The organism is Duganella sp. HH101 (assembly GCF_001758795.1).
Taxonomy (GTDB): domain Bacteria; phylum Pseudomonadota; class Gammaproteobacteria; order Burkholderiales; family Burkholderiaceae_D; genus Rugamonas; species Rugamonas rivuli.
Map to the genome: position 1 here is coordinate 1 of NZ_LRON01000019.1, position 21317 is coordinate 21317.

Here is a 21317-nt window from a genome sequence, read left to right on the forward strand (position 1 = left end):
GTGCGGGGGCCGGCGTGACGCAAACCGGTGGCGCAGGCGCGGCCGGTACCACGGGCGGCGGCGGTGCGGGCGGCGCAGGCGGCTCGGCCACCAGCACCGGTGCGGCCAGCAATACGGCCGGCGCCGGTGCGGCGGGTGGTGCGGCCAGCGGCGGCACGGCCAGCAACGGCAATCCCACCAACGGCAGTTCGACCGGCGGTGCGGGCGGCGCCGGTGGCGGCGGCGGCGGTGGGAACACCGGCGGTACTGGCGGCAGCGGCGGCACCATTACCGGCGGTGCGGCCACGGGCGGCGCGGCGGCAGGCGGCACGGGCGGCGCCGGTGGCGATGTGTCGGTGACGGCGGGCACGTTCAATATGTCCAACACCATGAGCAATGTCGGCCAGTCGGCCGCCGGCATCATGGTGACGGCGCAGAACAGCGGCATCGCCTCGCTGGTGCAGCAGAGCGTCAACGTCCAGGCCAATCTGGCGGTCGGCAAGTAGCGCGGGGGCGGGATGCGCGCAGCATGGCGCATCCCGCCATCTACAGGGAGTACGGTATGCATACATCAGTTTTCAGTTTGTTTGTGGCCTTGGCGCTGGGCGGCAAGGCGTTGGCGGCGCCGTCGATCGAGCCGTTGTTGCCGCCGGCGGCGCTGTCCCGGCCGGTGCTGCTGCCGGGCGCGATCGTCATCACGACCGCCGATCCGGCCGGGTTCGAGAACAGCGCGGTGCCGGCCGCGAGGCTGGCCGGCAAGCGCGCGGGCGCCGATGCGGTCAACAACGACATGCAGTTGAGCGGCGCGGTCAGCGGCAACTCCGCTGTCAATGTGTACACCGGCGCCAACTCGATCAGCAGCGGCTCGTTCAGCAATGCCGCCGGCCTGCCGGTGGCGATACAGAATTCCGGCGCGAATGTGCTGATCCAGAACGCCACCATCATCAACATCCAGATGCGATGAAGACCTACGCTTATGCAGTTCTGGCCGCCATCGCGTGCGGCCAGGCGGGCGCGGTGGACTTGCCCGGCGCGGGGGGCGGCAGCTATGCGCTGCACGTCACCAGCCTGAAGGAGGCGCGCTTCCGATCCACGGTGCGCCAGCAGTTCGATTTCAGTTGCGGCTCGGCGGCGGTGGCGACGCTGCTCAGCTATCACTACGACACGCCCGTCAGCGAGCGGCAGGTGTTCGACGCCATGTACGCGCTGGGCGACCAACAGAAAATCCAGCGCGAAGGTTTTTCGCTGCTGGACATGAAGCGTTACCTGGCCGGGCTGGGCTTCATCGCCGACGGCTATCAGCAGCCCTTGCACAAGCTGGCCGAGGCGCGCTTTCCGGCCATCGTGCGCATCCGCGAAAACGGTTATGAACATTTCGTGGTCATCAAGGGCGTCGACGACGGCCGCGTGCTGCTGGGCGATCCGGCCGGCGGCACGCGGGCGATGCGGCGCGCGGATTTCGAGGCGGTGTGGCAGGACCAGTTGCTGTTCCTGATCCATAACTGGCGCGGGCAGCCGCACTTCAACCAGGCCGCGGACTGGCGCGTGGCGCCGCGCGCGCCGCTGGAGCAGGGCATCAATCGCGGCTCGCTGACCGACATCACGCTGCCCAAGAACGGCAGCGGCAATTACTGAACGGAGGCGCGTATGCGCACAACGATGTTGACCGTGCTGCTGGCCTGCGGGGCGGTGGCGCACGCCGGCGATTTGCCGGACCCGACCGACGGCTGGCTGGCCGTCGACGACGCCACGCTGGCACAGGCGCGCGGCGGCTACGAGCTGGGCAGCGGACTCATGGTCTCGCTAGGTGTCGAACGTTTGGTCTCGATCAATGGCAGTGTTGTAGCAAACAGTCGTTTTGCGATCGCCGATGTGACAAAGTTGAGCGCTGAAGAGGCCCGCATGGCCAGCGATGCGCTCGCTGCCGTGGTGGTGCAGAACGGCGCGGGCAATGTGGCCGACGTCATGCAGGCCACGCCGGCACTGGGCTCCTTGCTGATACAGAACAGCGTCAACGACCAGGCCATCCGCAGCCAGACCACGATCAGCACCACGGTCAGCAATCTGGCGCTGCTCAAGGCGGTCAATTTTGAAAGCATGTTGCGCGATGCCCTGAGCGCTGCGGTGGGGCCGAAATGAACACGACGAGGGAGGGTGGCGATGCGAGGTGTGAGATGGCAAACCAGTGCGCTGGTGTGGATGGCGTGCGCGGCGGCGCAGGCTCAGGCTCAGCAACAGCAGGGCGATGCCGCGCCGCCGGCCGTGGCGCCCTTGTTCGAACAGCCGGGCGTGCTGACGCCGCGCGGCAAGCTGGTGCTGGAGCCGTCGGCGCAGTTCGGCTATTCGTCGAGCAACCGCGTGGTGCTGGTCGGCTACACCATCATCCCGGCCTTGCTGATCGGGCTGGTCGACGTGCGCGAGATCAAGCGCAACACGCTGACCGGCGCCGTCTCGCTGCGCTACGGCCTGGGCAACCGCGCGGAAGTGGAGTTGAAGCTGCCCTATGTGTACCGCACCGATTCCACCGTCAGCCGCGAGCTGTTCACCGGCACCGGTGTCGACAAGGTGTTTGAAACCAGCGGCAAGGGCGTGGGCGACGCCGAGCTGGCGCTGCGCTACCAGCTCAACCAGGGAGCGCCGGACCGGCCGTATTACGTGGCCGGCTTGCGCGTGAAGTCGCGCACCGGCACCGATCCGTTCAAGGTCGTCACCGATTGCAGCAAGCGCTGCGTGGGGCCCAACGCCACCGGCACCGGCCTGCCGCTGGAACTGCCCACCGGATCCGGCTTCTATGCCGTGCAGCCCAGCCTGACGTGGCTGTACGCCAGCGATCCGGCCATCCTGTTCGGCGGCGTCAGCTACCTGGTCAACTTCAAGCGCAGCAACGTCAACCGCAAGGTGTTGAACGGCGAATGGGAGCCGCTGGGCACGGTCGCGCCGGGCGATGTGGCGGGCTTTAATTTCGGCATGGGCCTGGCCTTGAACGACAGGGCGCTGATCAGCTTTGGCTACGATCACAGCTCGATCGCGCGCACGCGGCAGAACGGCGTGCCGGTGCCGGGTTCGGTGCGGACGCAGCTGGGCACGTTGTTGATGGGCTTGTCTTACCGGCTCAATGACAAGCGCACCGTCAACATCACGGTGGGCGCGGGGCTCACGCGCGATACGCCGGACGTGCAACTATCGTTCCGCATGCCGCTCTCACTGTAGAGCGCGTGACCGGAAAGGCCGATTTTGCGGTATCGTAGCGATTCTCGATTGTTAAAAAAACAGGGACGCTATGATCACGACGACCACCTTGACCCGAACCGCAGCCGTGCTGGCTGCGGCCATGGCCAGTACGATGGCGCAGGCCGCCGCGCCGATGGCCAAGTTCCAGGCGCCAGGCTTCTACCGCACCACGCTGGGCGATTTCGAAATCACCGTGCTCAACGACGGCACCATCGATCTGCCGGTCGACAAGCTGCTCAAGCAGCCGCCGGCCAAGACCAATGCGGCGCTGGCGCGCTCGTTCGAGAAGAGTCCGCTGGAGACCTCGATCAACGCCTTCCTGATCAACACCGGCAGCAAGCTGGTGCTGATCGACGCCGGCGCCGCCAGCCTGTTCGGCCCGACGGCGGGCAAGATGCTGGCCAATTTCAAGGCCTCCGGTTACAAGCCGGAGCAGGTCGACGAGATCTACATCAGCCATATGCATGGCGACCACGTGGGCGGACTGGCGGCCAACGAGCAGCGCGTGTTTCCGAACGCGGTGGTCCGGGCGGGCAAGCTGGATGCGGATTTCTATCTGAACCAGAGCAACCTGGACAAGGCGACCGGCGAGGAGAAGGAAGACTTCCAGGGCGCGATGATGTCGCTGAACCCTTATGTCAAGGCGGGCAAGTTCCAGCCCATCGTCGCCAACAGCGAGCTGGTGCCGGGCATCAAGTCCTACTTCAATGGCGGCCACACGCCGGGGCATATCACGTATGTGGTGGAGAGCAAGGGCCAGAAGCTGGCCCTGCTGGGGGATTTGCTGCACGTGCAGGCGGTGCAGTTTGAAACGCCCGGCGTCGGCGTTAGCTTCGACACCGACAGCAAGATCGCCATCGCCGAACGCAAGGAAGCGTTCGCGGCGGCGGCCAAGGGGGGCTACCTGATCGGCGCGCCCCACCTGTCGTTCCCGGCCCTGGGCCATGTGCGCGTCAACGGCAAGGGCTACGACTTCGTGCCGGTGGACTACGCGTTGCCGCGCTAAGCGACGAGCTTAAGCCAGCGCTGGGTAGTCGGTGTAGCCTTCTTCCGCGGGCGCGTAGAAGGTTTCGGCCTTCCACTCGTTCAGCGGCGCGTCCAGTTGCAGGCGGCGCGGCAGGTCGGGGTTGGAGATGAAGGCCTTGCCGAAAGCGATGGCGTCGGCGGTGCCGGCGTCCAGCACTTGCTGCGCGGTCTGCTTGTCCATCTTTTCATTGGCGATGTAGACGCCGCCGAATTCCTTCTTCAACAACGGACCCAGGCTGTCTTCGCCCACCGCTTCGCGCGCGCAGATGAAGGCGATCTTGCGCTTGCCCAACTCGCGCGCCACGTAGCCGAAGGTGGCGGCCGGGTTGGAGTCGCCCATGTCGTGCGAATCGCGGCGCGGCGCCAGGTGCATGCCCACGCGGCCGGCGCCCCAGACTTCGATACAGGAATCGGTCACTTCCAGCATCAGGCGGGCACGGTTTTCAATCGAACCGCCGTAGTTGTCGGTGCGCTGGTTGGTTTTGTCTTGCAGGAACTGGTCGAGCAGGTAGCCGTTGGCGCCGTGGATTTCCACGCCGTCGAAGCCGGCTTTCTTGGCGTTTTCCGCGCCTTTCTTGTAGGCGGCGACGATGCCTGCCAGCTCTTCGGTATCGAGCGCGCGCGGCACCGGATAGGCGCGTTGCGGACGCAGCAGGCTGACATGGCCTTCGGCCGCGATGGCGCTGGCCGACACCGGCGCTTCGCCGTTCAGGAAGCTCGGGTCGGAGATGCGGCCCACGTGCCACAACTGGGCGAAGATCACGCCGCCGGCCTTGTGCACGGCTTCGGTCACTTGCTTCCAGCCTTCCACCTGCTCGTCGGACCACAGGCCCGGGGTGTCGGCATAGCCCACGCCCTGCGGCGTGACGGCGGTCGCCTCGCTCAGGATCAGGCCGGCGGTGGCGCGCTGCTCGTAGTACTTGGCCATCAGCGCGTTCGGCACGCGGGCGCCGCCGATGGCGCGGGCGCGGGTCAGCGGCGCCATGACGATGCGGTTTTTCAGGGTGATGTCGCCGATGGTGAGCGGGTCGAAAAGATTTGCCATGATGAGTTTCCTATAGTGTCATTTGATCGATGAAGGCCTGGATCAGGGCTTCGTCGCGTTTAAAGTAATTCCATTGCCCCACGCGGTGCGAGGTGATCAGGCCGGCCTTGAGCAGGGTGGCCAGATGCGCCGACACCGTCGATTGCGACAGTTCACAACGCCGGTCGATGAGGCCGGCGCATACTCCCAGGCTCAGCGGATGCTGCTGGTCCGAGAAATACACCTCGGGCTCCTTCAGCCACGCCAGGATCTGGCGCCGCATCGGGTTGGCGAGGGCTTTGTGGATAGCGTCTATGTCCATTTGCATGTAACGATATATGGATCGTCTTTTTCCGATTTCAATATCGTCATCTTACGATATAAAAGAAAAACGTGCTGGCGGCCAAAAAATCATTTATGTTATGGGAACATTGTTCGAAGTATATGAGGGCCGTATGTCGAGTCATTACCTGGATGTGGCCATCGGGCTGTCCTACACATTCCTGGCCGTGAGCCTGCTGTGCAGCGCCACGCGCGAAGCCATCGCCTCGCTGTTCCAGACCCGGGCCAAGATCCTGGTCGACGGCGTGCTGACCATGCTGCATGAGCCGGCCGGCAAGTCTCATCTGCGCGGCATCATTCCCTCGATCCAGCGCTTCCTGCGGCTGGACAGCGGCTTCAATCTGGCCAAGCTGGGGCCGCATTCGCTGTCGGCCGAGGTCATGACGCATCCGTTGATCACCGGCCTGGCGCAGCAGGGGCGCATGCCGTCCTATATTCCGTCGGCGATCTTCGCGCGGGCGTTCGTGTCGACGCTGACCGCCAAGTATGGCAAGGGGCAGGCGGCGGCACTGCTGCTGGCCAATGTCGGCAATGAAGGATTGAGCCGCACGCTGCTGGCCATCATGGGCGAGGGGCCGGACGACGTGGCCGCGCTGGAGAACGCGGTGCGCATCTGGTACGACACGGTGATGGACCGCATCACCGGCTGGTACAAGCGGCGCTCGCAGCTGGTGCTGTTCTGCGTGGGCTTGTTCTATGCCGGGGCGATGAATATCGATGCGCTGCAGCTGAGCCAGCGCCTGTGGCGCGACGAAGCCTTCGCGACCAGGACGGCGCAGCAGGTTGGCGACACCATGGCCGGCGGTAGCATGAAACCGACCGCAGCCGCAGCAGCAGGCACTCCGGCAGCTACGGCGCTGAGTCAGGCGGCCGAGGCCAAAAAGGATGTGCAGGCGCTGCAAGCCTTGCCGATCGGCTGGTCGTCGTCGCGCTTTGTCGGCACCTGGGACCAGGGCGTGGGCGCCTTCACGGCCGCGTTGATGTTCGCGCTGATGGGATGGATCATCACCGCCTTCGCCTCGTCGCTGGGAGCGCCGTTCTGGTTCGATGGCATCGGCTGGCTGCTGGCGCTGCGCGGCAGCGGCGCCAAGCCCGCGACGGAACCGGCGCCGGTGGTGATCGAGACCATCGCCTTGCCTAGCCTGAACGGCGTCAAGCCCACCAACGGCTGAGGCCGTGTAGAAATGGCGGACCTGACCCCGGATGTCAGGCGAAGTGCAGGGCCAGGGCGATGACGGCGGGCAGGGTCTGGATCAGCAGGATAGTGCGCTTGACCGTCACGCCGCCCCAGATGCCGGCCACCGCCACGCAAGCCAGGCCGAACACCGTGAACGCCGACGCGATCGCCGGATTCGGATGCGCAAAACCCACCACCAGCGCCGCCACCAGGAAGCCGTTGTAGCAACCCTGGTTGGACATCGCCGGCTGGACGATGTCGGCCTTCTCCTTGCTCAGTCCGAACACGCGGCGGCCGCGCGATTGGAACAGCACCGTTTCCAGCAGAACGATGTAGACATGTATCAGCGCCACCAGGCCGGTGACGATCTGCGCCAGTAATTGCATGGATGCTCCTTGTTATTGTTGAACGGGCATTATGACCTGTGCCGCCTGCGGCGGGAAGCCGTCAGCAGAGTTACGCTGGCGGTGTTATAGTTCCGCCAATTTTTCAACGGAGATACACAATGACCTGGATTATCCTCATCCTTGCCGGCCTGCTGGAAGTGACCTGGGCGGTCGGACTCAAATACACCGACGGCTTCAGCAAGCCGCTGCCGACGGCGCTGGCCTTGGCCGCCATGGCCGGCAGCGTCGCCATGCTGGGCCTGGCCCTGCGCACGCTGCCGCTGGGCACCGCCTACGCGATCTGGACCGGCATCGGCACCGTCGGCACCGTGATCTTCGGCATTGTCGTGTTGAACGAACCGGCCAGCGCGCTGCGCATCGGCTGCATCGCCATGATCATCGGCGGCATCGTCGGCCTGAAGCTGTCGGCCGTCTGATCAGAAAGCAGGATTGGCGCGCGTGAGGTAATACCATTCGCTGTTGGCGCCGGCGGCGGCGTCGGGGAACAGGATGCGGCCGTCGAACTCGGCCAGCACCGGCGTGCCATCGTTGCGGGTGCCGATCTGTTCACCTTGCTGCACCGGATCGAAGCTGGACCAGGCGCGGCTGAAGCGGTCGTCCGCATGCTGCTTGTCGTACACCGCCACCATGCTGAGCGCTTCCATCGCATCGTCGGCGATGGGCTCGGGCGAGGGCGCGTCGATCAGGCCGAGGAAGGCCAGGGTGTTGACGATGGCGCGATAGCCAACCTCGGGCGCTTGCGGATCGGCGTGCTGGCCGCATTCGAGCGTCAGTGCGTAGCCGCCGGTGCTGCGCATGTATTCGGTGGTGCCCATGCCGTAGCGCAGCACGGTTTGCAGTTCGCCTTCATTGCGCAGGCGGCGCTGCACGCCGGCGCCGTAGGTGCGCAGCCAGCCGTCGACGAAGCGCCGCACGCCGAGCCGCCGCGCCATCGCGCGTTCCTGCTGCTCGTGCTTGAAGGGTTCGAGCGGACCGTCGTTGTCGCGCGGGCCGACCATGGCGAACGGTTCGCTGGCGGCGTTGAACGAGTGCAGGTCCAGCAGCACATCATGCTGTGCCAGTAGCGGACACAGCCAGTTGGCGACGCGGTCTTCGAAGTCTTGCGGGTTCGGGTTGGGGAACAGGTTGCGGTTCAGGTTGCGGTCGCCCGAGCGTTCGCCCTTGGCGTAGGCCAGCGGATTGACGATGGGGACGAAGGTGACGCTGCCGTTGCGTATCGTCAGTTGGCCGCTGTCCAGTTGCTCCATCACGCGCGTGATGGCCTTGGTGCCGCAGGTCTCGTTGCCATGCACGGCGCCGGTGACGATCAGCCGCGTGCCGGGGTGTTGGCCGTTGTATTGAATGGATTTGAACTGCAAGCTGGCAGTGACGATCATGCCTACCCCATCAGAGTCATCAAAGTAAACAGTTTATACCTTGCGTCAAAAGATGGGAAATTGTGCAGTCCGATGCCCATCGCTGCGGCATCGGACTGGATGAGCTTAGCCGCCTTCAGGCTCGTTTTCGACTTGCGGGTCGTGCATGAATTGCACGCCGGCGTCATCCTTGAAGTGGAGCATGATGTTCAGCGTCATTTTGGAGGTGTTAGCGTCGCAGAAGGTCAGCTGTTTGCCGCTGATGCTGATGCTCTCTTCGCTGAATTGATCGTTATCTTCCGGTACCACGGTCATGCCGGTGAATACGATATTGTCGTTGCCGCTATCGAAAATCTGGTAGTTGATGATCGTATCGGTTTGCGAAACGCGAAGAATGGCAGGCATGGTTTCGACCTTGTAAGTGCCAGGTTTTACTCCGGGCCGGACCTTTACCAAAATGTTGATGAATGGTGTGCATGCGATGAATTTACTCATGAACTTGCTTTCTTCAGTGGGTGGGTGGAAAGGTATTGCAGGTAGGCAGGATCACGATATGACATCGCCTCGAGTTGCTTGCGCATAGGCGCCGCTTGTTCATTCTGGCCAAGGCATGCGTGGGCTTTGACCCATGGCGCAAGGACCCGGAAATCGGTGCTCCCTTTGACCAATGGCCGCAGTAATGTCTGCACTGCTTCGCAGCGACGATGTGCGATGTCTGCATTTTGATATGCGCTCAGCTCCGCATCCAGGAGTAGTGCGTCGATCAAGACAGAACGTATCAGTTGGTCGGTGGGCGTGGCCGAGTAAAGCTGCTCCAGCTTCTCGACAGCCGGCCCCAAGTTGGCGCTGGCGTCTGCGAGTCGGTGCTCCCGTAAGTGAATCGCCGCCTTGATCCGTCGCACCCTGGCCTGGACCATTTGAAGGTTTAGTTTTTTGGGTTCCAGGCGGATGAGCTCCGAAAAATTCTGCTCCAGTTTATCCAGCCGCGCAAGCTTCGACGCCGGTTTCTGGTCTTCGTTTTCCGTTTCAATGAGACCTACCTCGGCGATGTATAAATTACGCTGCCAATTCCGGTTGCTGTTATCTTTCTCCACGATGGTTTGTAGCAGCGTATATGCCTGCTGCATGGCTTCATGACTGGCGGCGAGGTCGCCGCGTGCCTGGCGGAGGTCGGCTTGATGCGACCAGGCAGATGACAGGCGGTTGACCCACAATGTCTCGGCGGGATGGGCGTCACGCAGTGTTTGCAGCAGGGCGAGCTCGCGTGCCCCTAGTGTTTCGGCCAACGCCAACTGCCCCAGTTGCAGCTGAGCGCGGGCTTGCCACGAAAGACTGTCGGCGAGATCGGCGGCGAGACGTTTGTTTTTTGGTGTCTGCGCATAAGCGCGTTGTTTCAAATCGACGGACAGTGCAAATTCATCGGCGGCGCGCTGCGTGTCTCCGCGCCGCAGGGCGACGGTGCCAAGATTGTTGTGGGCGTAGGACTGCTCAATCCACGCATCTGTCGAGGTTGGCGCGACTGCTGCTTGACGGTCGGCGTAGCTCCGGTACTGCTCAAAGTATTCCTGAGATTTGTCCCATGCTTTCTGATCGAGCTGAATCTGCCCCAGCCAGAAGGCATTTTCGCCCGCGCTTTTGAGCAGCGCCAAGTCATCCGGTTTGGATTTCAGTTGGTGACGGAGGATGTCACGGCCGGCCAGCAGCGCGGTGTTGGCGCCGGCTGGGTCGCCGCGCGAAATCTTTACTTCAGACAGCACTTGCAAGGACTTGGCACGTTGGGCCAACGCCGCATCGCCATCATCGCTACGCATCGGATCGGACAGATATTTCAGCGCCCGGTTGCTGACGCTGTCGAGCAGGTCCAGCTTGCCCAGCGGGCGCAGCTTGTCGACGAAGTCGCCCAGCATGTAGCCCATCAATTCCTCGGCCTCGGTGCGGTGCTGTTCGGCTGCCTGCTGCGCCGAGCGCGCCATCAGGAACAGGCCGCCGGCCAGCAGCGCCAGGCCAGCCATGACGATGGTGATCGTCAAGCGCAGCCGCTCGCCGCGCCGCACGCCTTGCAGCGAGGCGTGGACAAAGGCCTGCTCCTGCGGCGTGAAGCTGAAGTCGCTGGTCTTGAGCAGCTGGCGCGCTTGGTTCGCCTGGGTGCCCGATGGCAGCAGCATGTCGGGCTTGCGGCCGCTGTCCTGCCAACGCTTGGCTTGCGCGCTGACGCGGCTGCGCACCTGCAAGGCCTGGCGGTGTTCCTCGATCCACGCCACCACGCGCGGCCAGCGCCGCAGCAGCGCTTCGTGGGCGATGCCGAAGGCCGGCGCTCCGCCGTGCAGATCGCTGACGAACAAGTGCGCATCGACCAGCGCCTGCACCAGCCCATGATCGGCCTCGTTGCGCAGCGCCGACCACGGCACTCGGCGCGAGGTGACGGTGGATTCATCTTCCGCCACCAGCACTAGCTGCGACAGCACATGCGGCAGCGCGGCGATCTGCGCGCTGCCCAGCGCCGAAATCACCTGTTCGGCACGCGCGCCGATGGCGCCTTCCAGCCCGCCGAGCGCGTGGAAGCTGGCGTGGCTAAGCTCGCCATCGGGACTGCGCAGGCGATACAGTTCCTGCAGACAGTATTGCAGCAGCGGCAGCGTGTCCGGGCCGGCCTTGGCGGCGTCGATCAGCACCTGGTCCAGCGATTCGCCGGCGGCATCGACCGTGTAGCGCAATTGCGCCACTTGCACAGGATGGCGGATGATCTGGGCGATGTCGGCCGCGCCGGGCGGCGCCAGGTCGAAGTGGCCGCCGCGCAGCTTCATGCTCATCAGCGCAGGGTAGGCCGTCAGGTGCGGGTAGAAGTCGTTGCGGCAGGCCAGCACCAGCAAGATGCAGCCGGAACGCGCCAGCTGGTCGAGCACGTGGATGAACACGGCCCGCTCCTGCTCGCCGATATGCGGCAGGCGGAAGATGGCTTCGAAGCGGTCGATGAACAGCATCAGGCGGATCGCCGGCAGCCGCGTCTGTAACTGGGCGATCAGGCCCGGCAGGTCCTGCGCCAGGCGCTGGGCCAGCGATACGGCGCTGGTGTTTTCAAACAGCAGCTGGCCGTCCAGCTCGGCATCGAGCAGCACGCTGGCCAGGGTGTCGAGCAGGCTGGCCTGGCCCATGTCGGCGCAGTCCAGTTGCAGATGGCTGGCGATCGCCACGCCGGATTCGGCCGGCGCGGCGCCCGCTTTCAGGGCGGGGATCAGGCCGGCCTGCACCAGCGAGGTCTTGCCGGCGCCGGACGGACCGAGCACCAGCACCATCGCGCAGGCGGCCTGCACCTGGCTAACCACCACTTGCACCAGCTGGTCGACGCCGAGCTTGCGGCCGAAGAAGATGGCGGCGTGCTGCTCTTCGAAGGCTTCCAGGCCGCGGAATGGCGAGGCGTGCAGCCAGCTGCCGTTGCTGACGTCGTCGTCGTAGCTGAGCTCGGCCAGCAAACGATAGCCGCGCTTGCGGATGGTTTCGATATAGCGCGGTTCGACCGCCGAATCGTCTAGCGCGCGCCGTAGCTGGGTGATGATTTTATGTACGGCGTTGTCGCTGGGGGAGATGTCGCCCCAGCATGCGTCGAGCAGGGTTTCGGCTGAAACGACGACATGCGGATGTTTGCATAAGTGCAATAAAACATCCATGGCGCGGGGTTCCAGCTGGCGGCTCAGGTCGCCGCAACTGAGTGTATTGGTGGCGGGATCGACCCGCCACTGCCCGAAACGAAAACTTTTGTGATTCACGCGGACCTTCTTTGTTCGGATATAAGTTCTTTGTAATCAACAACTTGGCATTCGGAAGGTTTTCGGAAGGCCATTTTTAGTCTGTATGGTTACAGTTGTTTCATATCTACATATTTTTCAAATATTAACATTAACAAGGGGAAACCACACCCCTTTCTACCCGGAGATCTCATGGTTGTTCTGACTGGCCTGAAAGCGCCATTTGAACTGACGCAGCACGCAATTGCTATCAAGCAACAGGGGATAGATTTCGCGATCCGCTACTACAGCCATCAGGCGGGCAAGAGCCTGTCGCTGGCCGAAGCCCGGTCGCTGACCGACGCCAGCATTCAGATCGGTGCGCTGTGGCAGGCTGGCGGCGATCACCTGAACTATTTCAGCCGGGCGCAAGGGTGCGCGGACGGCGCCGCCGCCTACCTGATGGCGCAGTCGGTCATCACCCAGCCGTCCGGCTCGGCGATTTATTTTGCGGTGGACTTCAATCCGTCGGAGGAAGCCATCGCCGGCCCGGTCAGCGCGTATTTCGAGGGCGTCAACCAGGCGTTCCGGGCGGCAGGGCCGGGGGAGCCCCGCTATCAGGTCGGCGTGTACGGTTCCGGCGCCTGCTGCGAGACGATGGTGTTGAAGGGCTTGGCGGCGCTGAGCTGGCTGTCGCCGTCGCCCGAGTACCACGGCTCGCGCGACTATGTCGGCTTCAGCCTCAAGCAACTGGCGGCCGCCAGCCTGCTGGTCGATGACGGCAAGCGGATCAGCGTCGACCTGACGCGCACCAACGATGGCTATCCGGCAGGTCTGTTCCGGGTGCTGTGATGTTGACGATACAGTTCACCGAAGCCGTGTCGCTGAAGACGGTCAAGCCATCCAAGACCATTTTTCTCAACAATACCGGCCAGGACGTGGTGTTGAAGTTTGTCACCGCGCCGGACATGCTGCTGTCGGCCTATACCATCAGCAATGGCGTCAGCGCGGCGATCGATTGCATCCGGCTGGGCAGGACCGACTACTACTCCAGCCACGGCCACAACCACGCGATCGCGGCCGACAGCACGGCCGTGCTCAGCGTGGTCAACAATGTCCTCAGCATGGTGATCTCGCCCTGATTTGGTAAGATGCGGGCATGAATCCTAGTTCCCCGGGCCGCAACGCCGGCCTCGACACCCTGCGCGCACTGGCCATCGTGCTGGTGTTTGCCAACCATTACATGCTGTTTGTCAGCGGTACGCCGACTTTTGGCTGGTTCAGCGAAATCGGCTGGACGGGTGTCGACCTGTTTTTCGCGCTCAGCGGTTATTTGATCGGCAACCAGATCCTGGGCGGCATTCGCCGCTCGCGACAGTCGGACGGCGGCGAGCGCTTTTCGCTGGTGCGTTTCTATGCACGCCGCCTGCTGCGCACCTTGCCGAATTTCTATGTCGTGCTGGCGCTGTACGCCTTGTGGCCGGCGTTTCGCGGCACCAGCGTGCTGCCGCCGCTGTGGAAGTTCCTCACCTTTACCCAGAATATCCAGCTGACGCCGGGCACGGCGTTTTCGCACGCCTGGTCGCTATGCGTCGAAGAGCAGTTTTATTTCCTGCTGCCGGCCGTGGCGCTGGCGATCGCGGCTTGCCGCCGCCCGCTGCTGCTGGCCTGGTTGGCGGTGGTCGGCGCGCTGCTGGCCGGCATGGCGATCCGCAGCCATCTGTGGACCACGCATGCGGGGACGGTGGAGCAGGGCGGCTTCCATTACTACACGCTGATCTATTACTCGTCGCTGTGCCGCTTCGATGAGCTGGTGGCCGGCGTCGCGCTGGCGCTGCTGAAGAACCATCATGCCGGCGCCTGGGCGCGGCTGACCTCGCGCGGCAACTGGGCGCTGGCGGCTGGCGCGGCGCTGCTGGCGCTGACCTGGTCGCTGTTCATCGAAGACCATTACGGCTATGCGATGACCGTGATCGGCTATCCGATGCTGGGCCTGAGTTTCACGTTGCTGCTGATTGCGGCCTTGAGCCCCGGCTCGCTGCTGCAAAGGCTGCGCGTGCCGGGCGCGGCCAGCATCGCGCTGTGGTCGTATGCGATCTACCTGACGCACAAGACGCTGTGCGTGCTGCTGCGCGCGCCGCTGCAGGCCGAGGGCTGGGGGCCGGACAGCTGGCAGGCCATCGTGCTGATGAGCGCGGCCAGCCTGTTGGCCGGCTGGCTGCTGTATCTGCTGGTGGAGACGCCGTTCATGAAGCTGCGCGACCGCTATGTGCCGGGCAACTTCGCAAGGCCGGTGGTGCCGACTGGCGTTGTCGCCTGAGCAGAACCCGTCGCTCCCGCGAAATCGGGAGCCCATACTGTCGCCGGACAGATACTCAGCATGGATTCCCGCGTTCGCGGGAATGACGGATTAGCTAATTCAGCTCGATCACGTCGAACGGCGACTGCATCGATCCCAGGAAGGCCATCACGCTGCGTGCGCGTTCCGCGGTGTCTTCGTGGCGGGTGGCGGCGATGGCGGCGCGCAGTCCGGGCACCACTTCGGTGATGTGCGGGCTGTCGTAGGCGTGGACCAGCAACGCCGCCAGTTCGCTGGCGCGGCCGCGGTTGTTGCGCATGCGTTCTTCCAGCATCGCCAGCAGCGCGCGCTGCATGCGCGGCGTCGGGTTGGTGATGTAGCCGAACACCAGCGGCGTATTGACTATCGCCTCGCACAGACGGCTTTCGATCTGGTCCGGCTTGACGTCGGAAGCGATATCGAAATAGGCGCCATTCCAGCGCGTCCGTTCGTACGGATGGCCGGGCGGGAAGGATTCGGCCGTCTCAAAGCCGAGAACGTGGCTCAGGTAGCGCAGCCATTTGAGGAGTGTGGGCATCATGCCGGCATTTTATCCTGAGTCGGGCCGCCGCATCGGATGTGATGCCCTCCGAGAGCTGGACAAGGAAGGCCAAGCGATCGGTATTGTCAGGCGCCACTGGTAGTCCCGGTCTTTGAGCCCTTTCAAAAGCGGATGGATTTTACGTGCAAGGTTTGCAATATTGCGGCACCTTGTCGCTTCCTTCCGATGAAAGGGTTTTCCCATGACCTATAGAACTTTGCGGCTCGGCCGCACGCTGCTGCCGATGCTGGCGGCGCTGGCTGGCTGCTCCGGCGGCAGCCACTCGCCGGACCAACCAGGCACGCCTGCCACACCGGCCCCGAAATACCAGGCCGACATCCGCCGCACCGCATTCGGCATCCCCCACATCAAAGGCAATACCGAGGGCGATATCGGTTACGGCGCCGGCTATGCCTATGCGGAAGACAACCTGTGTGCGCTGGCCGAGGAAATCGTCACCGCCAACGGCCAGCGTTCGCGTTACTTCGGGCCGGACGGCACCCGCACGGGCTACCAGACCAGCAACCTGGAGGCTGACTACTTCTACCAGATCCTCAACGACGCCGATGCGCTGAAGCAGGCGTGGGCGGCCCAGCCTGACGAGGTCCGGGCGCTCGTCAAGGGCTATGTGGCCGGCTACAACCAATACCTGAAAGAGACCGGCGTCGCCAATCTGCCGGGCGATTGCAAGGGCGCCGCATGGGTGCGCGAACTCAGCGAAACGGACCTGATGCGCATGGTGCGCCGCTATGCAGTCGAGGGCAGCTCGGGCCAGTTCATCGGCGCGCTGAACGCCGCCGCGCCGCCGGGCAAGACGGCGCAGGGCGCGCGCCAACGCGCGGGCGGCCCCGGCACGCCGGCGGCGCAACCGAACGTACTCAGCCCGGAATACTGGCGCCGCCTGCATCAGCGTACCGGCAGCAACGCCGTCGCGCTGGGCAAGGACGCCACCGACAACGGCCAGGGCATGCTGCTGGGGAATCCGCACTTCCCGTGGAAGGGACCGCTGCGCTTCTACCAGCTGCACCTGACCATGCCCGGCAAGATGGACGTGATGGGCGCCTCGCTCGGCGGCATGCCGCTGGTGAACATCGGCTTCAACCAGAACCTGGCGTGGAGCCACACGGTCAACACCTCGTCGCACTTCACGCTGCACCGGCTCAAGCTGGACCCGGCCGATCCGACCCGATACCTCATCGACGGCCAGAGCAAGAGCATGACCAAACGCACCGTGACGGTCGACGTCAAGGCCGCGGACGGCGCCATCAAGCAGCAATCGCGCGACTTCTACAGCACCGAGTTTGGCATGCTCGCCGTGGTGCCCGGCGTCGCCGCCTGGGACCGCAGCAACGCCTACGCGCTGGGCGACGCCAACAAGGACAATCACCGCCTGCTGTCGCAGTGGTACGCGATGGACCGCGCCACCTCGTTAGCCGAGTTCAAGGATGCGATCGTGCGCATGGTCGGCCTGCCGTGGGTGAACACGCTGGCGGCCGACAAGGACGGCCAGGCGCTGTACCTGGACGTGACCGCCGTGCCGAACGTCTCCTTCGCCAAGCAGGCCGACTGCGTGGCGGCGGCCGACCAGGCGCTGGCCGGCTTCGGCATTGTGATACTCGACGGCGGCCGCGCCGCCTGCGCCTGGGGCAGCGATCCGGCCGCGCCGCAGCCCGGCATCTTCGCCGGCGCCAGCCTGCCGGTGCTGTCGCGCAGCGACTTCGTGCAGAATTCCAACGACAGCGCCTGGCTGACCAACCCGGCGGCGCCGCTGGTGTCGTTCCCGACGATCGTCAGCGTGCAGGGCGTGGAGCAGAGCGGCCGCACGCGCATCGGCATCAGCCAGCTGCAGGCGCGGCTGGCCGGCAGCGACGGGTTGGCGGGCAACCGCATGAGCCTGGCGCAGCTGCAGCAGATCGCGCTGAACAACCGCGTCTACATGGCGCAGCAGGTGCTGGATGATGTGCTGAAGGTATGCAGCGGCGCCGAGCTTGCCGTGGCCTGCGCCAAGCTCGGCGCATGGGACCGCACCGCCAACCTGGATGCGAACATGGGCTATGTCTACTTCGCCGGCCTGTGGGACCGGGTGCGCGATCAGGATGTGTGGGCGGTGCCCTTCGATGCGGCCGACCCGGTGCGCACGCCGCGCGGCCTGAAGCTGGCCGATCAGGGCGTGGTGTCGGCGCTGCGGCTGGCGCTGCAGGACACGGTGCGCGCCGCAGCCGCCAAGGGCTGGTCGCCGGAAGCGAAGTGGGGCGATATCCAGGTGGCGGTGCGCGGATCGAAGAGGATTTCTATCCACGGCGGCGAAGATATTTACGGCGTCTACAACGCCATCAGCAGCGCCGATATCGGCGGCGGCCAGCGCGATGTCACCGATGGCACCAGCTACATCCAGGCCGTCACCTTCGACAAGGACGGCCCGGTGGCGCAGGCGATGCTGAGCTATTCGCAGTCGAGCCAGCCGTCGTCGCCATACTTTGCCGACCAGACCGAGCGCTTCTCGCAAAAGGCGTGGATCACCCAACCGTACACTGAAGCGCAGATCACCGGCGACGCAGCGTACACAAGCAAGCGCATCAGCACGCCGTAAAGAAAACGCCTCCGGACAAGAAGCTTGTCCGGAGGCGGTTGAGATTTAAGCGTGGGCTTCCTCGCCCAGCTTGCCGGCGCGGAAATCTTCAACGGCGGCGAAGATCTCGGCCTGCGTGTTCATCACGAACGGGCCGTACTGCGCGATCGGCTCGTTCAGCGGCCGGCCCGCCACCAGGATCAAGCGGCTGGCTTGCGCCGCATGCACCGTCACGCCATCGGCGCCTGCCGTGTTCGCCAGGATCGCCATGCGGCCCGACGCCACCGCCTTGTCGCCCACGCTCACCTCGCCGCGATAGGTGAAGAGGAAGGCGTTGTGGCCTTCCGGCAGCGCCTGGCTGAAGCTGGCGCCGGCCGGCAGGTGGATGTCGAGATAGATCGGCTCCGTCACCTCGCGCTGCACCGCGCCCGCCACGCCGTGGCTGCTGCCGGCGATGACTTTCACCGCCACGCCATCGGCCGTGGTGTAGGCTGGCACATCGGTACCGTTGAAATCGCGATACCACGGCGCGCGCATCTTGTCCTTGGCAGGCAGGTTCAGCCACAGCTGGAAGCCTTCCATCACGCCTTCTTCCTGCTCCGGCATTTCCGAGTGGATCACGCCGCGGCCGGCCGTCATCCATTGCACGCCGCCGTTGGTCAGCAAGCCTTCGTTGCCGGAACTGTCTTTGTGACGCATGCGGCCTTCCAGCATATAGGTCACGGTTTCAAAGCCCCGGTGCGGATGGCTGGGGAAGCCGGCGATGTAATCGTTGGCCTGGTCGCTGCCGAAATTATCCAGCATCAAAAACGGGTCCAGGCGGCGCTGTAACGGTTGGGTCAGGACGCGGTTGATCTTGACGCCGGCGCCGTCCATCACGGCCTGGCCGGTGATAACGCGCTCTACGCTGCGAGGGGTGCTTACTTGATCGGTCATGTCATGCTCCTTGCTTCGTTGTAGCGCCGCCTGTGCGGCGCCGTTGTTACACCAGTACTGCGTTGATCTCTGCTTCAGCCTGCGCCTGGGCCTTGGCCACGGCTTCCGGGCCCATGCCCAAACCTTCGGCGAACACATACTGCACATCGCTCAGGCCGACGAAGTTCAGGAACATCTTGATGTGCGCCAGTTGCGTATCGCTAGGACCGTCGCGGTGCACGCCGCCACGCGACAGGGCCACATACACTTTTTTGCCGCTCAGCAGGCCGACCGGGCCGGTTGGCGTGTACTTGAAGGTCACGCCGGCGCGGGCAATCGCGTCGAACCAGCTTTTCAGCTGAGCGGTGATGCCGAAGTTGTAGGTCGGCGCACCGATGACGATCACGTCGGCAGCTTGCACCTGGGCGATCAGCGCGTCATCCAGCGCCACGCGGGCAGCCTGGGCTTCGGTACGCTGGTCGGCCGGGGTGAACAGGGCTTGCAGCGTCGGCTCGTCGATCACCGGATGCGGATCGGCTGCCAGGTCGCGGCGCACCAGCGCTGCGGCTGGATTGGCGGCGCGGACCTTGGCGACGATGGCGTCGGCCAAGCGGGTCGATTCGGAACCGGTGCTGCGGGCGCTGGAGTTGATTTGCAGGATGTTCATGGTGTTGCTCCTTGTTTGTTGTCGGGTGTGTGCTGCGATGGAGTCACTTTAATCGTTTCAAATTCATTCCGGAAGACGCTAAAATGGATAACATTAATCCACCTATGGAACAATCACATGGAAATTGACCCGGGAGACCTGCTTTTATTCGCCCGCATCGTCGAATGCGGCAGCTTCAGCCTGGCGGCGCAGCGGGTGGGACTGCCCAAATCGACGGTGTCGCGCCGCCTTTCGCTGCTGGAGGCGCAGCTGGGCGAACGCGTGCTCCAGCGCACCACGCGCAAGCTGGTGCTGACCGAGTTCGGCGCCAGCCTGCTCGAACACGCGCGCCGGGTGGCCGATGAAACCGAACAGGCCGGCGCGCTGGCGCAGCACCGCCAGGGCGCGCCGAGCGGCTTGTTGCGGGTATCGATGCCGGCCGACTTCGCCAACGTGGCGATGGGCACGATGATGACGCGCTTCATGCACCAGTACCCGGCCATCGCGCTGGAACTGGACCTGTCGCCGCGCCGGGTGGACCTGGTGGCGGAAAATTTCGACCTGGCCATCCGCATGGGCGACCTGCCGGACGATGCCTCGCTGGCCGCGCGCCGCGTCACGCTGAGCAAGATCGCGCTGTACGCGTCACCGCTCTACACTTCGCTGCGCGGGCTGCCGGAGCATCCGGACGATCTGTTCAAGCACGACCTGCTCAGCCTGCCGCCTAGGCTGAATGGTTTGATACGCTGGAAGCTCTTGCGCGGCAAGACGGAGTGGGAGAGGGAGTTGCCGGTGCGTTTGCTGGCGAACTCGCCGGAACTGCTGGTGCGCATGGCGGCCACCGGCGTGGGCATCGCCGCGTCGACCGAGCTGTTCGCGCGCGAGCATTTGCAGAACGGGACGCTGGTGCGGGTATTGCCGGAGTGGGCTTTCCCCATCGTCACCGGCTGGGCGGTGTTCCCCGGCCGCCGGCTGATGCCGGCCAAGACCAGGGTGTTCCTCGATATGCTGGAGGCCGCCTTTGAGGAGGGGCGGCCGTACGGGGTGTGAGGCTTACTTCTTCAGCGTGGCCATGGCCTGGCCCAACTGGACCGGTCCGGCGGGTTGCCACGTCGGGTTGAAGTGCATCAAGCCTTGCGGGAACAGCATGACGACGGTGGAACCGAGCAGGAAGCGGCCCAGTTCCTCGCCTTTTTTCAGCACGATGTTCTGGTCGTCGTACTGCCACTCGCACACGTGCGGCTGGCGCGGCGGATTGACCACGCCGTGCCACACGGTCGCCATGCTGCCGACGATGGTGGCGCCGACCAGCGTCATCACGAACGGGCCGTGGGCGGTGTCGAACACGCACACCACGCGCTCGTTGCGGGCGAACAGGCCGGGGATGCCGCGCGCGGCGGCCGGGCTCACCGAGAACAGCTCGCCCGGCACGTAGATCATGCGGGTCAGCTTGCCGTCGCAAGGCATGTGGATGCGGTGGTAGTCGCGCGGGCTCAGGTACAGGTTGGCGAAGCTGCCGTTCCGGAACTTGGCGGCCAGTTCGGCGTCGCCGCCGACCAGCGCGGTGGTGCTGAAGTTGTGGCCCTTGGCCTGGAAGATCTGGTCTTCCTTGATGTCGCCGAACTGGCTGATGCGGCCGTCGATCGGGCAGATGAAGTCGGCATCGGCGATAGGCCGGGCTTCCGGGCGCAGCGCGCGGGTGAAGAATTCGTTGAAGCTGGCGTAGTGGGCGATGTCGGGATCGAGCGCCTCGTCCATGTTGACGTTGTACTTGCCGACGAACCAGCGTATCAGCCAGGTCGTCTTGCTGCCGCCCTTGGCGCCGGCCACGCGGCCCGCGAAATTGGTCAACGCTCCCTTGGGGAGCAGGTAGTGCGGCAGGACGGCAAGACGGGACACGATAGGGAATCCATGTGGTGAACGACTGCGCATTATAGCGCCCGGGTTTAGGAATTCGTACTAAACAATCTGAAGCCCTTGTTATTTACGGAACGTTTTGAATAAAACAAGGCATAATGCACGCTTCCACTTGTCCGACAACTTGC

At 64.4% G+C, this 21317-nt stretch carries 22 protein-coding genes and 1 pseudogene; 13 read left to right on the forward strand and 10 right to left on the reverse strand.

Annotated features, from left to right (window positions below; translation table 11 throughout):
- The 6 genes and pseudogenes from DUGA2_RS34095 to DUGA2_RS24515 form a co-directional block, all read left to right on the forward strand.
- Positions 1 to 485, forward strand: a pseudogene (locus tag DUGA2_RS34095) (hypothetical protein); the annotation flags it as partial.
- A 56-nt stretch (positions 486 to 541) separates the two neighbouring features.
- Entirely contained in the window at positions 542 to 943 is a 402-nt protein-coding gene (locus DUGA2_RS24495; protein ID WP_070272042.1) for a hypothetical protein, read from the forward strand.
- Entirely contained in the window at positions 940 to 1614 is a 675-nt protein-coding gene (locus tag DUGA2_RS24500; protein WP_070272043.1) for a C39 family peptidase, read from the forward strand. The genes DUGA2_RS24495 and DUGA2_RS24500 overlap by 4 nt, the downstream gene beginning before the upstream one ends.
- A 12-nt stretch (positions 1615 to 1626) precedes the next feature.
- Positions 1627 to 2118, forward strand: a complete 492-nt coding sequence (locus DUGA2_RS24505; RefSeq protein ID WP_070272044.1) for a hypothetical protein — start codon at positions 1627 to 1629, stop codon at positions 2116 to 2118.
- A gap of 21 nt (positions 2119 to 2139) precedes the next feature.
- A complete protein-coding gene (locus tag DUGA2_RS24510; RefSeq protein ID WP_070272045.1) occupies positions 2140 to 3189 on the forward strand; it encodes an acetate kinase in 1050 nt (349 codons plus the stop codon).
- A gap of 70 nt (positions 3190 to 3259) precedes the next feature.
- Positions 3260 to 4216 carry an MBL fold metallo-hydrolase gene (locus tag DUGA2_RS24515; RefSeq protein WP_210402594.1) on the forward strand — a complete coding sequence of 319 codons (957 nt, stop codon included), beginning with the start codon at positions 3260 to 3262 and terminating at the stop codon, positions 4214 to 4216.
- Positions 4217 to 4225: 9 nt separating this feature from the next.
- Here the strand turns inward: DUGA2_RS24515 and DUGA2_RS24520 are convergent, their stop codons facing one another.
- Positions 4226 to 5281: an alkene reductase gene (locus DUGA2_RS24520; RefSeq protein ID WP_070272046.1), complete on the reverse strand. Its 1056-nt coding sequence runs from the start codon at positions 5279 to 5281 to the stop codon at positions 4226 to 4228.
- A gap of 10 nt (positions 5282 to 5291) precedes the next feature.
- Positions 5292 to 5588, reverse strand: coding sequence for a helix-turn-helix transcriptional regulator (locus DUGA2_RS24525; RefSeq protein WP_008447701.1), 297 nt, complete (start codon positions 5586 to 5588; stop codon positions 5292 to 5294).
- 127 nt (positions 5589 to 5715) lie between these two features.
- Here DUGA2_RS24525 and DUGA2_RS24530 point away from each other — a divergent pair, with 127 nt between their 5' ends.
- Positions 5716 to 6774, forward strand: coding sequence for a hypothetical protein (locus DUGA2_RS24530; protein ID WP_070272047.1), 1059 nt, complete (start codon positions 5716 to 5718; stop codon positions 6772 to 6774).
- Between the two features lie 34 nt (positions 6775 to 6808).
- Here DUGA2_RS24530 and DUGA2_RS24535 read toward each other — a convergent pair whose 3' ends face one another.
- Entirely contained in the window at positions 6809 to 7165 is a 357-nt protein-coding gene (locus DUGA2_RS24535) for a DUF1304 domain-containing protein (RefSeq protein WP_070272048.1), read from the reverse strand.
- Positions 7166 to 7284: 119 nt separating this feature from the next.
- Between DUGA2_RS24535 and sugE the strand changes: the two genes are divergently transcribed.
- Positions 7285 to 7602, forward strand: coding sequence for a quaternary ammonium compound efflux SMR transporter SugE (gene sugE / locus DUGA2_RS24540; protein WP_070272049.1), 318 nt, complete (start codon positions 7285 to 7287; stop codon positions 7600 to 7602).
- On the opposite strand, the gene DUGA2_RS24545 is transcribed toward sugE, so the two are convergent.
- The 3 genes from DUGA2_RS24545 to DUGA2_RS24555 form a co-directional block, all read right to left on the reverse strand.
- Positions 7603 to 8562 carry a succinylglutamate desuccinylase/aspartoacylase family protein gene (locus DUGA2_RS24545; RefSeq protein ID WP_070272050.1) on the reverse strand — a complete coding sequence of 320 codons (960 nt, stop codon included), beginning with the start codon at positions 8560 to 8562 and terminating at the stop codon, positions 7603 to 7605. It abuts the gene before it with no gap.
- Between the two features lie 105 nt (positions 8563 to 8667).
- Positions 8668 to 9036 carry a hypothetical protein gene (locus DUGA2_RS24550; protein ID WP_141753370.1) on the reverse strand — a complete coding sequence of 123 codons (369 nt, stop codon included), beginning with the start codon at positions 9034 to 9036 and terminating at the stop codon, positions 8668 to 8670.
- The gene (locus tag DUGA2_RS24555; protein ID WP_070272052.1) at positions 9033 to 12305 is read right to left on the reverse strand and encodes a winged helix-turn-helix domain-containing protein; all 3273 of its coding nucleotides are present in this window, start codon (positions 12303 to 12305) and stop codon (positions 9033 to 9035) included. Before DUGA2_RS24555 ends, DUGA2_RS24550 begins: the two co-directional genes overlap by 4 nt.
- Positions 12306 to 12476: 171 nt before the next feature.
- Here DUGA2_RS24555 and DUGA2_RS24560 point away from each other — a divergent pair, with 171 nt between their 5' ends.
- Genes DUGA2_RS24560 through DUGA2_RS24570 form a run of 3 tightly spaced genes read left to right on the forward strand, consistent with a single transcriptional unit; the run spans position 12477 to position 14583 of the window.
- Positions 12477 to 13115 (forward strand): DUF1906 domain-containing protein, encoded by a 639-nt coding sequence (locus DUGA2_RS24560; RefSeq protein WP_070272053.1) that lies wholly within the window; start codon positions 12477 to 12479, stop codon positions 13113 to 13115.
- Entirely contained in the window at positions 13115 to 13405 is a 291-nt protein-coding gene (locus DUGA2_RS24565) for a hypothetical protein (RefSeq protein WP_008447713.1), read from the forward strand. Before DUGA2_RS24560 ends, DUGA2_RS24565 begins: the two co-directional genes overlap by 1 nt.
- A gap of 17 nt (positions 13406 to 13422) precedes the next feature.
- Positions 13423 to 14583: an acyltransferase gene (locus DUGA2_RS24570; RefSeq protein WP_070272054.1), complete on the forward strand. Its 1161-nt coding sequence runs from the start codon at positions 13423 to 13425 to the stop codon at positions 14581 to 14583.
- Positions 14584 to 14677: 94 nt separating this feature from the next.
- On the opposite strand, the gene DUGA2_RS24575 is transcribed toward DUGA2_RS24570, so the two are convergent.
- Positions 14678 to 15142, reverse strand: a complete 465-nt coding sequence (locus tag DUGA2_RS24575; RefSeq protein ID WP_070272055.1) for a hypothetical protein — start codon at positions 15140 to 15142, stop codon at positions 14678 to 14680.
- A 202-nt stretch (positions 15143 to 15344) separates the two neighbouring features.
- Between DUGA2_RS24575 and DUGA2_RS24580 the strand changes: the two genes are divergently transcribed.
- Positions 15345 to 17732 (forward strand): penicillin acylase family protein, encoded by a 2388-nt coding sequence (locus DUGA2_RS24580; protein ID WP_071658969.1) that lies wholly within the window; start codon positions 15345 to 15347, stop codon positions 17730 to 17732.
- 45 nt (positions 17733 to 17777) lie between these two features.
- On the opposite strand, the gene DUGA2_RS24585 is transcribed toward DUGA2_RS24580, so the two are convergent.
- Positions 17778 to 18647 (reverse strand): pirin family protein, encoded by an 870-nt coding sequence (locus DUGA2_RS24585; RefSeq protein WP_070272056.1) that lies wholly within the window; start codon positions 18645 to 18647, stop codon positions 17778 to 17780.
- A gap of 46 nt (positions 18648 to 18693) precedes the next feature.
- On the reverse strand, positions 18694 to 19293 hold the full coding sequence (locus DUGA2_RS24590; RefSeq protein WP_070272057.1) for an FMN-dependent NADH-azoreductase: 600 nt from the start codon (positions 19291 to 19293) through the stop codon (positions 18694 to 18696).
- Positions 19294 to 19410: 117 nt separating this feature from the next.
- Between DUGA2_RS24590 and DUGA2_RS24595 the strand changes: the two genes are divergently transcribed.
- A complete protein-coding gene (locus DUGA2_RS24595) occupies positions 19411 to 20322 on the forward strand; it encodes a LysR family transcriptional regulator (protein WP_070272058.1) in 912 nt (303 codons plus the stop codon).
- Between the two features lie 3 nt (positions 20323 to 20325).
- On the opposite strand, the gene asd is transcribed toward DUGA2_RS24595, so the two are convergent.
- Entirely contained in the window at positions 20326 to 21174 is an 849-nt protein-coding gene (asd, locus tag DUGA2_RS24600) for an archaetidylserine decarboxylase (RefSeq protein WP_141753382.1), read from the reverse strand.
- Between the last annotated feature and the right edge of the window lie 143 nt (positions 21175 to 21317).

Coding starts and splice junctions, on each gene's coding strand:
- DUGA2_RS24585 (WP_070272056.1), bottom strand. CDS start 18,647: ATGACCGATCAAGTAAGCACCCCTCGCAGCGTAGAGCGCGTTATCACC.
- DUGA2_RS24595 (WP_070272058.1), top strand. CDS start 19,411: ATGGAAATTGACCCGGGAGACCTGCTTTTATTCGCCCGCATCGTCGAA.
- DUGA2_RS24505 (WP_070272044.1), top strand. CDS start 1,627: ATGCGCACAACGATGTTGACCGTGCTGCTGGCCTGCGGGGCGGTGGCG.
- DUGA2_RS24495 (WP_070272042.1), top strand. CDS start 542: ATGCATACATCAGTTTTCAGTTTGTTTGTGGCCTTGGCGCTGGGCGGC.
- DUGA2_RS24500 (WP_070272043.1), top strand. CDS start 940: ATGAAGACCTACGCTTATGCAGTTCTGGCCGCCATCGCGTGCGGCCAG.
- DUGA2_RS24580 (WP_071658969.1), top strand. CDS start 15,345: ATGACCTATAGAACTTTGCGGCTCGGCCGCACGCTGCTGCCGATGCTG.
- DUGA2_RS24565 (WP_008447713.1), top strand. CDS start 13,115: ATGTTGACGATACAGTTCACCGAAGCCGTGTCGCTGAAGACGGTCAAG.
- DUGA2_RS24550 (WP_141753370.1), bottom strand. CDS start 9,036: ATGAGTAAATTCATCGCATGCACACCATTCATCAACATTTTGGTAAAG.
- DUGA2_RS24590 (WP_070272057.1), bottom strand. CDS start 19,293: ATGAACATCCTGCAAATCAACTCCAGCGCCCGCAGCACCGGTTCCGAA.
- sugE (WP_070272049.1), top strand. CDS start 7,285: ATGACCTGGATTATCCTCATCCTTGCCGGCCTGCTGGAAGTGACCTGG.
- DUGA2_RS24515 (WP_210402594.1), top strand. CDS start 3,260: ATGATCACGACGACCACCTTGACCCGAACCGCAGCCGTGCTGGCTGCG.
- DUGA2_RS24535 (WP_070272048.1), bottom strand. CDS start 7,165: ATGCAATTACTGGCGCAGATCGTCACCGGCCTGGTGGCGCTGATACAT.
- DUGA2_RS24510 (WP_070272045.1), top strand. CDS start 2,140: ATGCGAGGTGTGAGATGGCAAACCAGTGCGCTGGTGTGGATGGCGTGC.
- DUGA2_RS24545 (WP_070272050.1), bottom strand. CDS start 8,562: ATGATCGTCACTGCCAGCTTGCAGTTCAAATCCATTCAATACAACGGC.
- DUGA2_RS24560 (WP_070272053.1), top strand. CDS start 12,477: ATGGTTGTTCTGACTGGCCTGAAAGCGCCATTTGAACTGACGCAGCAC.
- DUGA2_RS24520 (WP_070272046.1), bottom strand. CDS start 5,281: ATGGCAAATCTTTTCGACCCGCTCACCATCGGCGACATCACCCTGAAA.
- DUGA2_RS24575 (WP_070272055.1), bottom strand. CDS start 15,142: ATGATGCCCACACTCCTCAAATGGCTGCGCTACCTGAGCCACGTTCTC.
- DUGA2_RS24530 (WP_070272047.1), top strand. CDS start 5,716: ATGTCGAGTCATTACCTGGATGTGGCCATCGGGCTGTCCTACACATTC.
- DUGA2_RS24525 (WP_008447701.1), bottom strand. CDS start 5,588: ATGCAAATGGACATAGACGCTATCCACAAAGCCCTCGCCAACCCGATG.
- DUGA2_RS24570 (WP_070272054.1), top strand. CDS start 13,423: ATGAATCCTAGTTCCCCGGGCCGCAACGCCGGCCTCGACACCCTGCGC.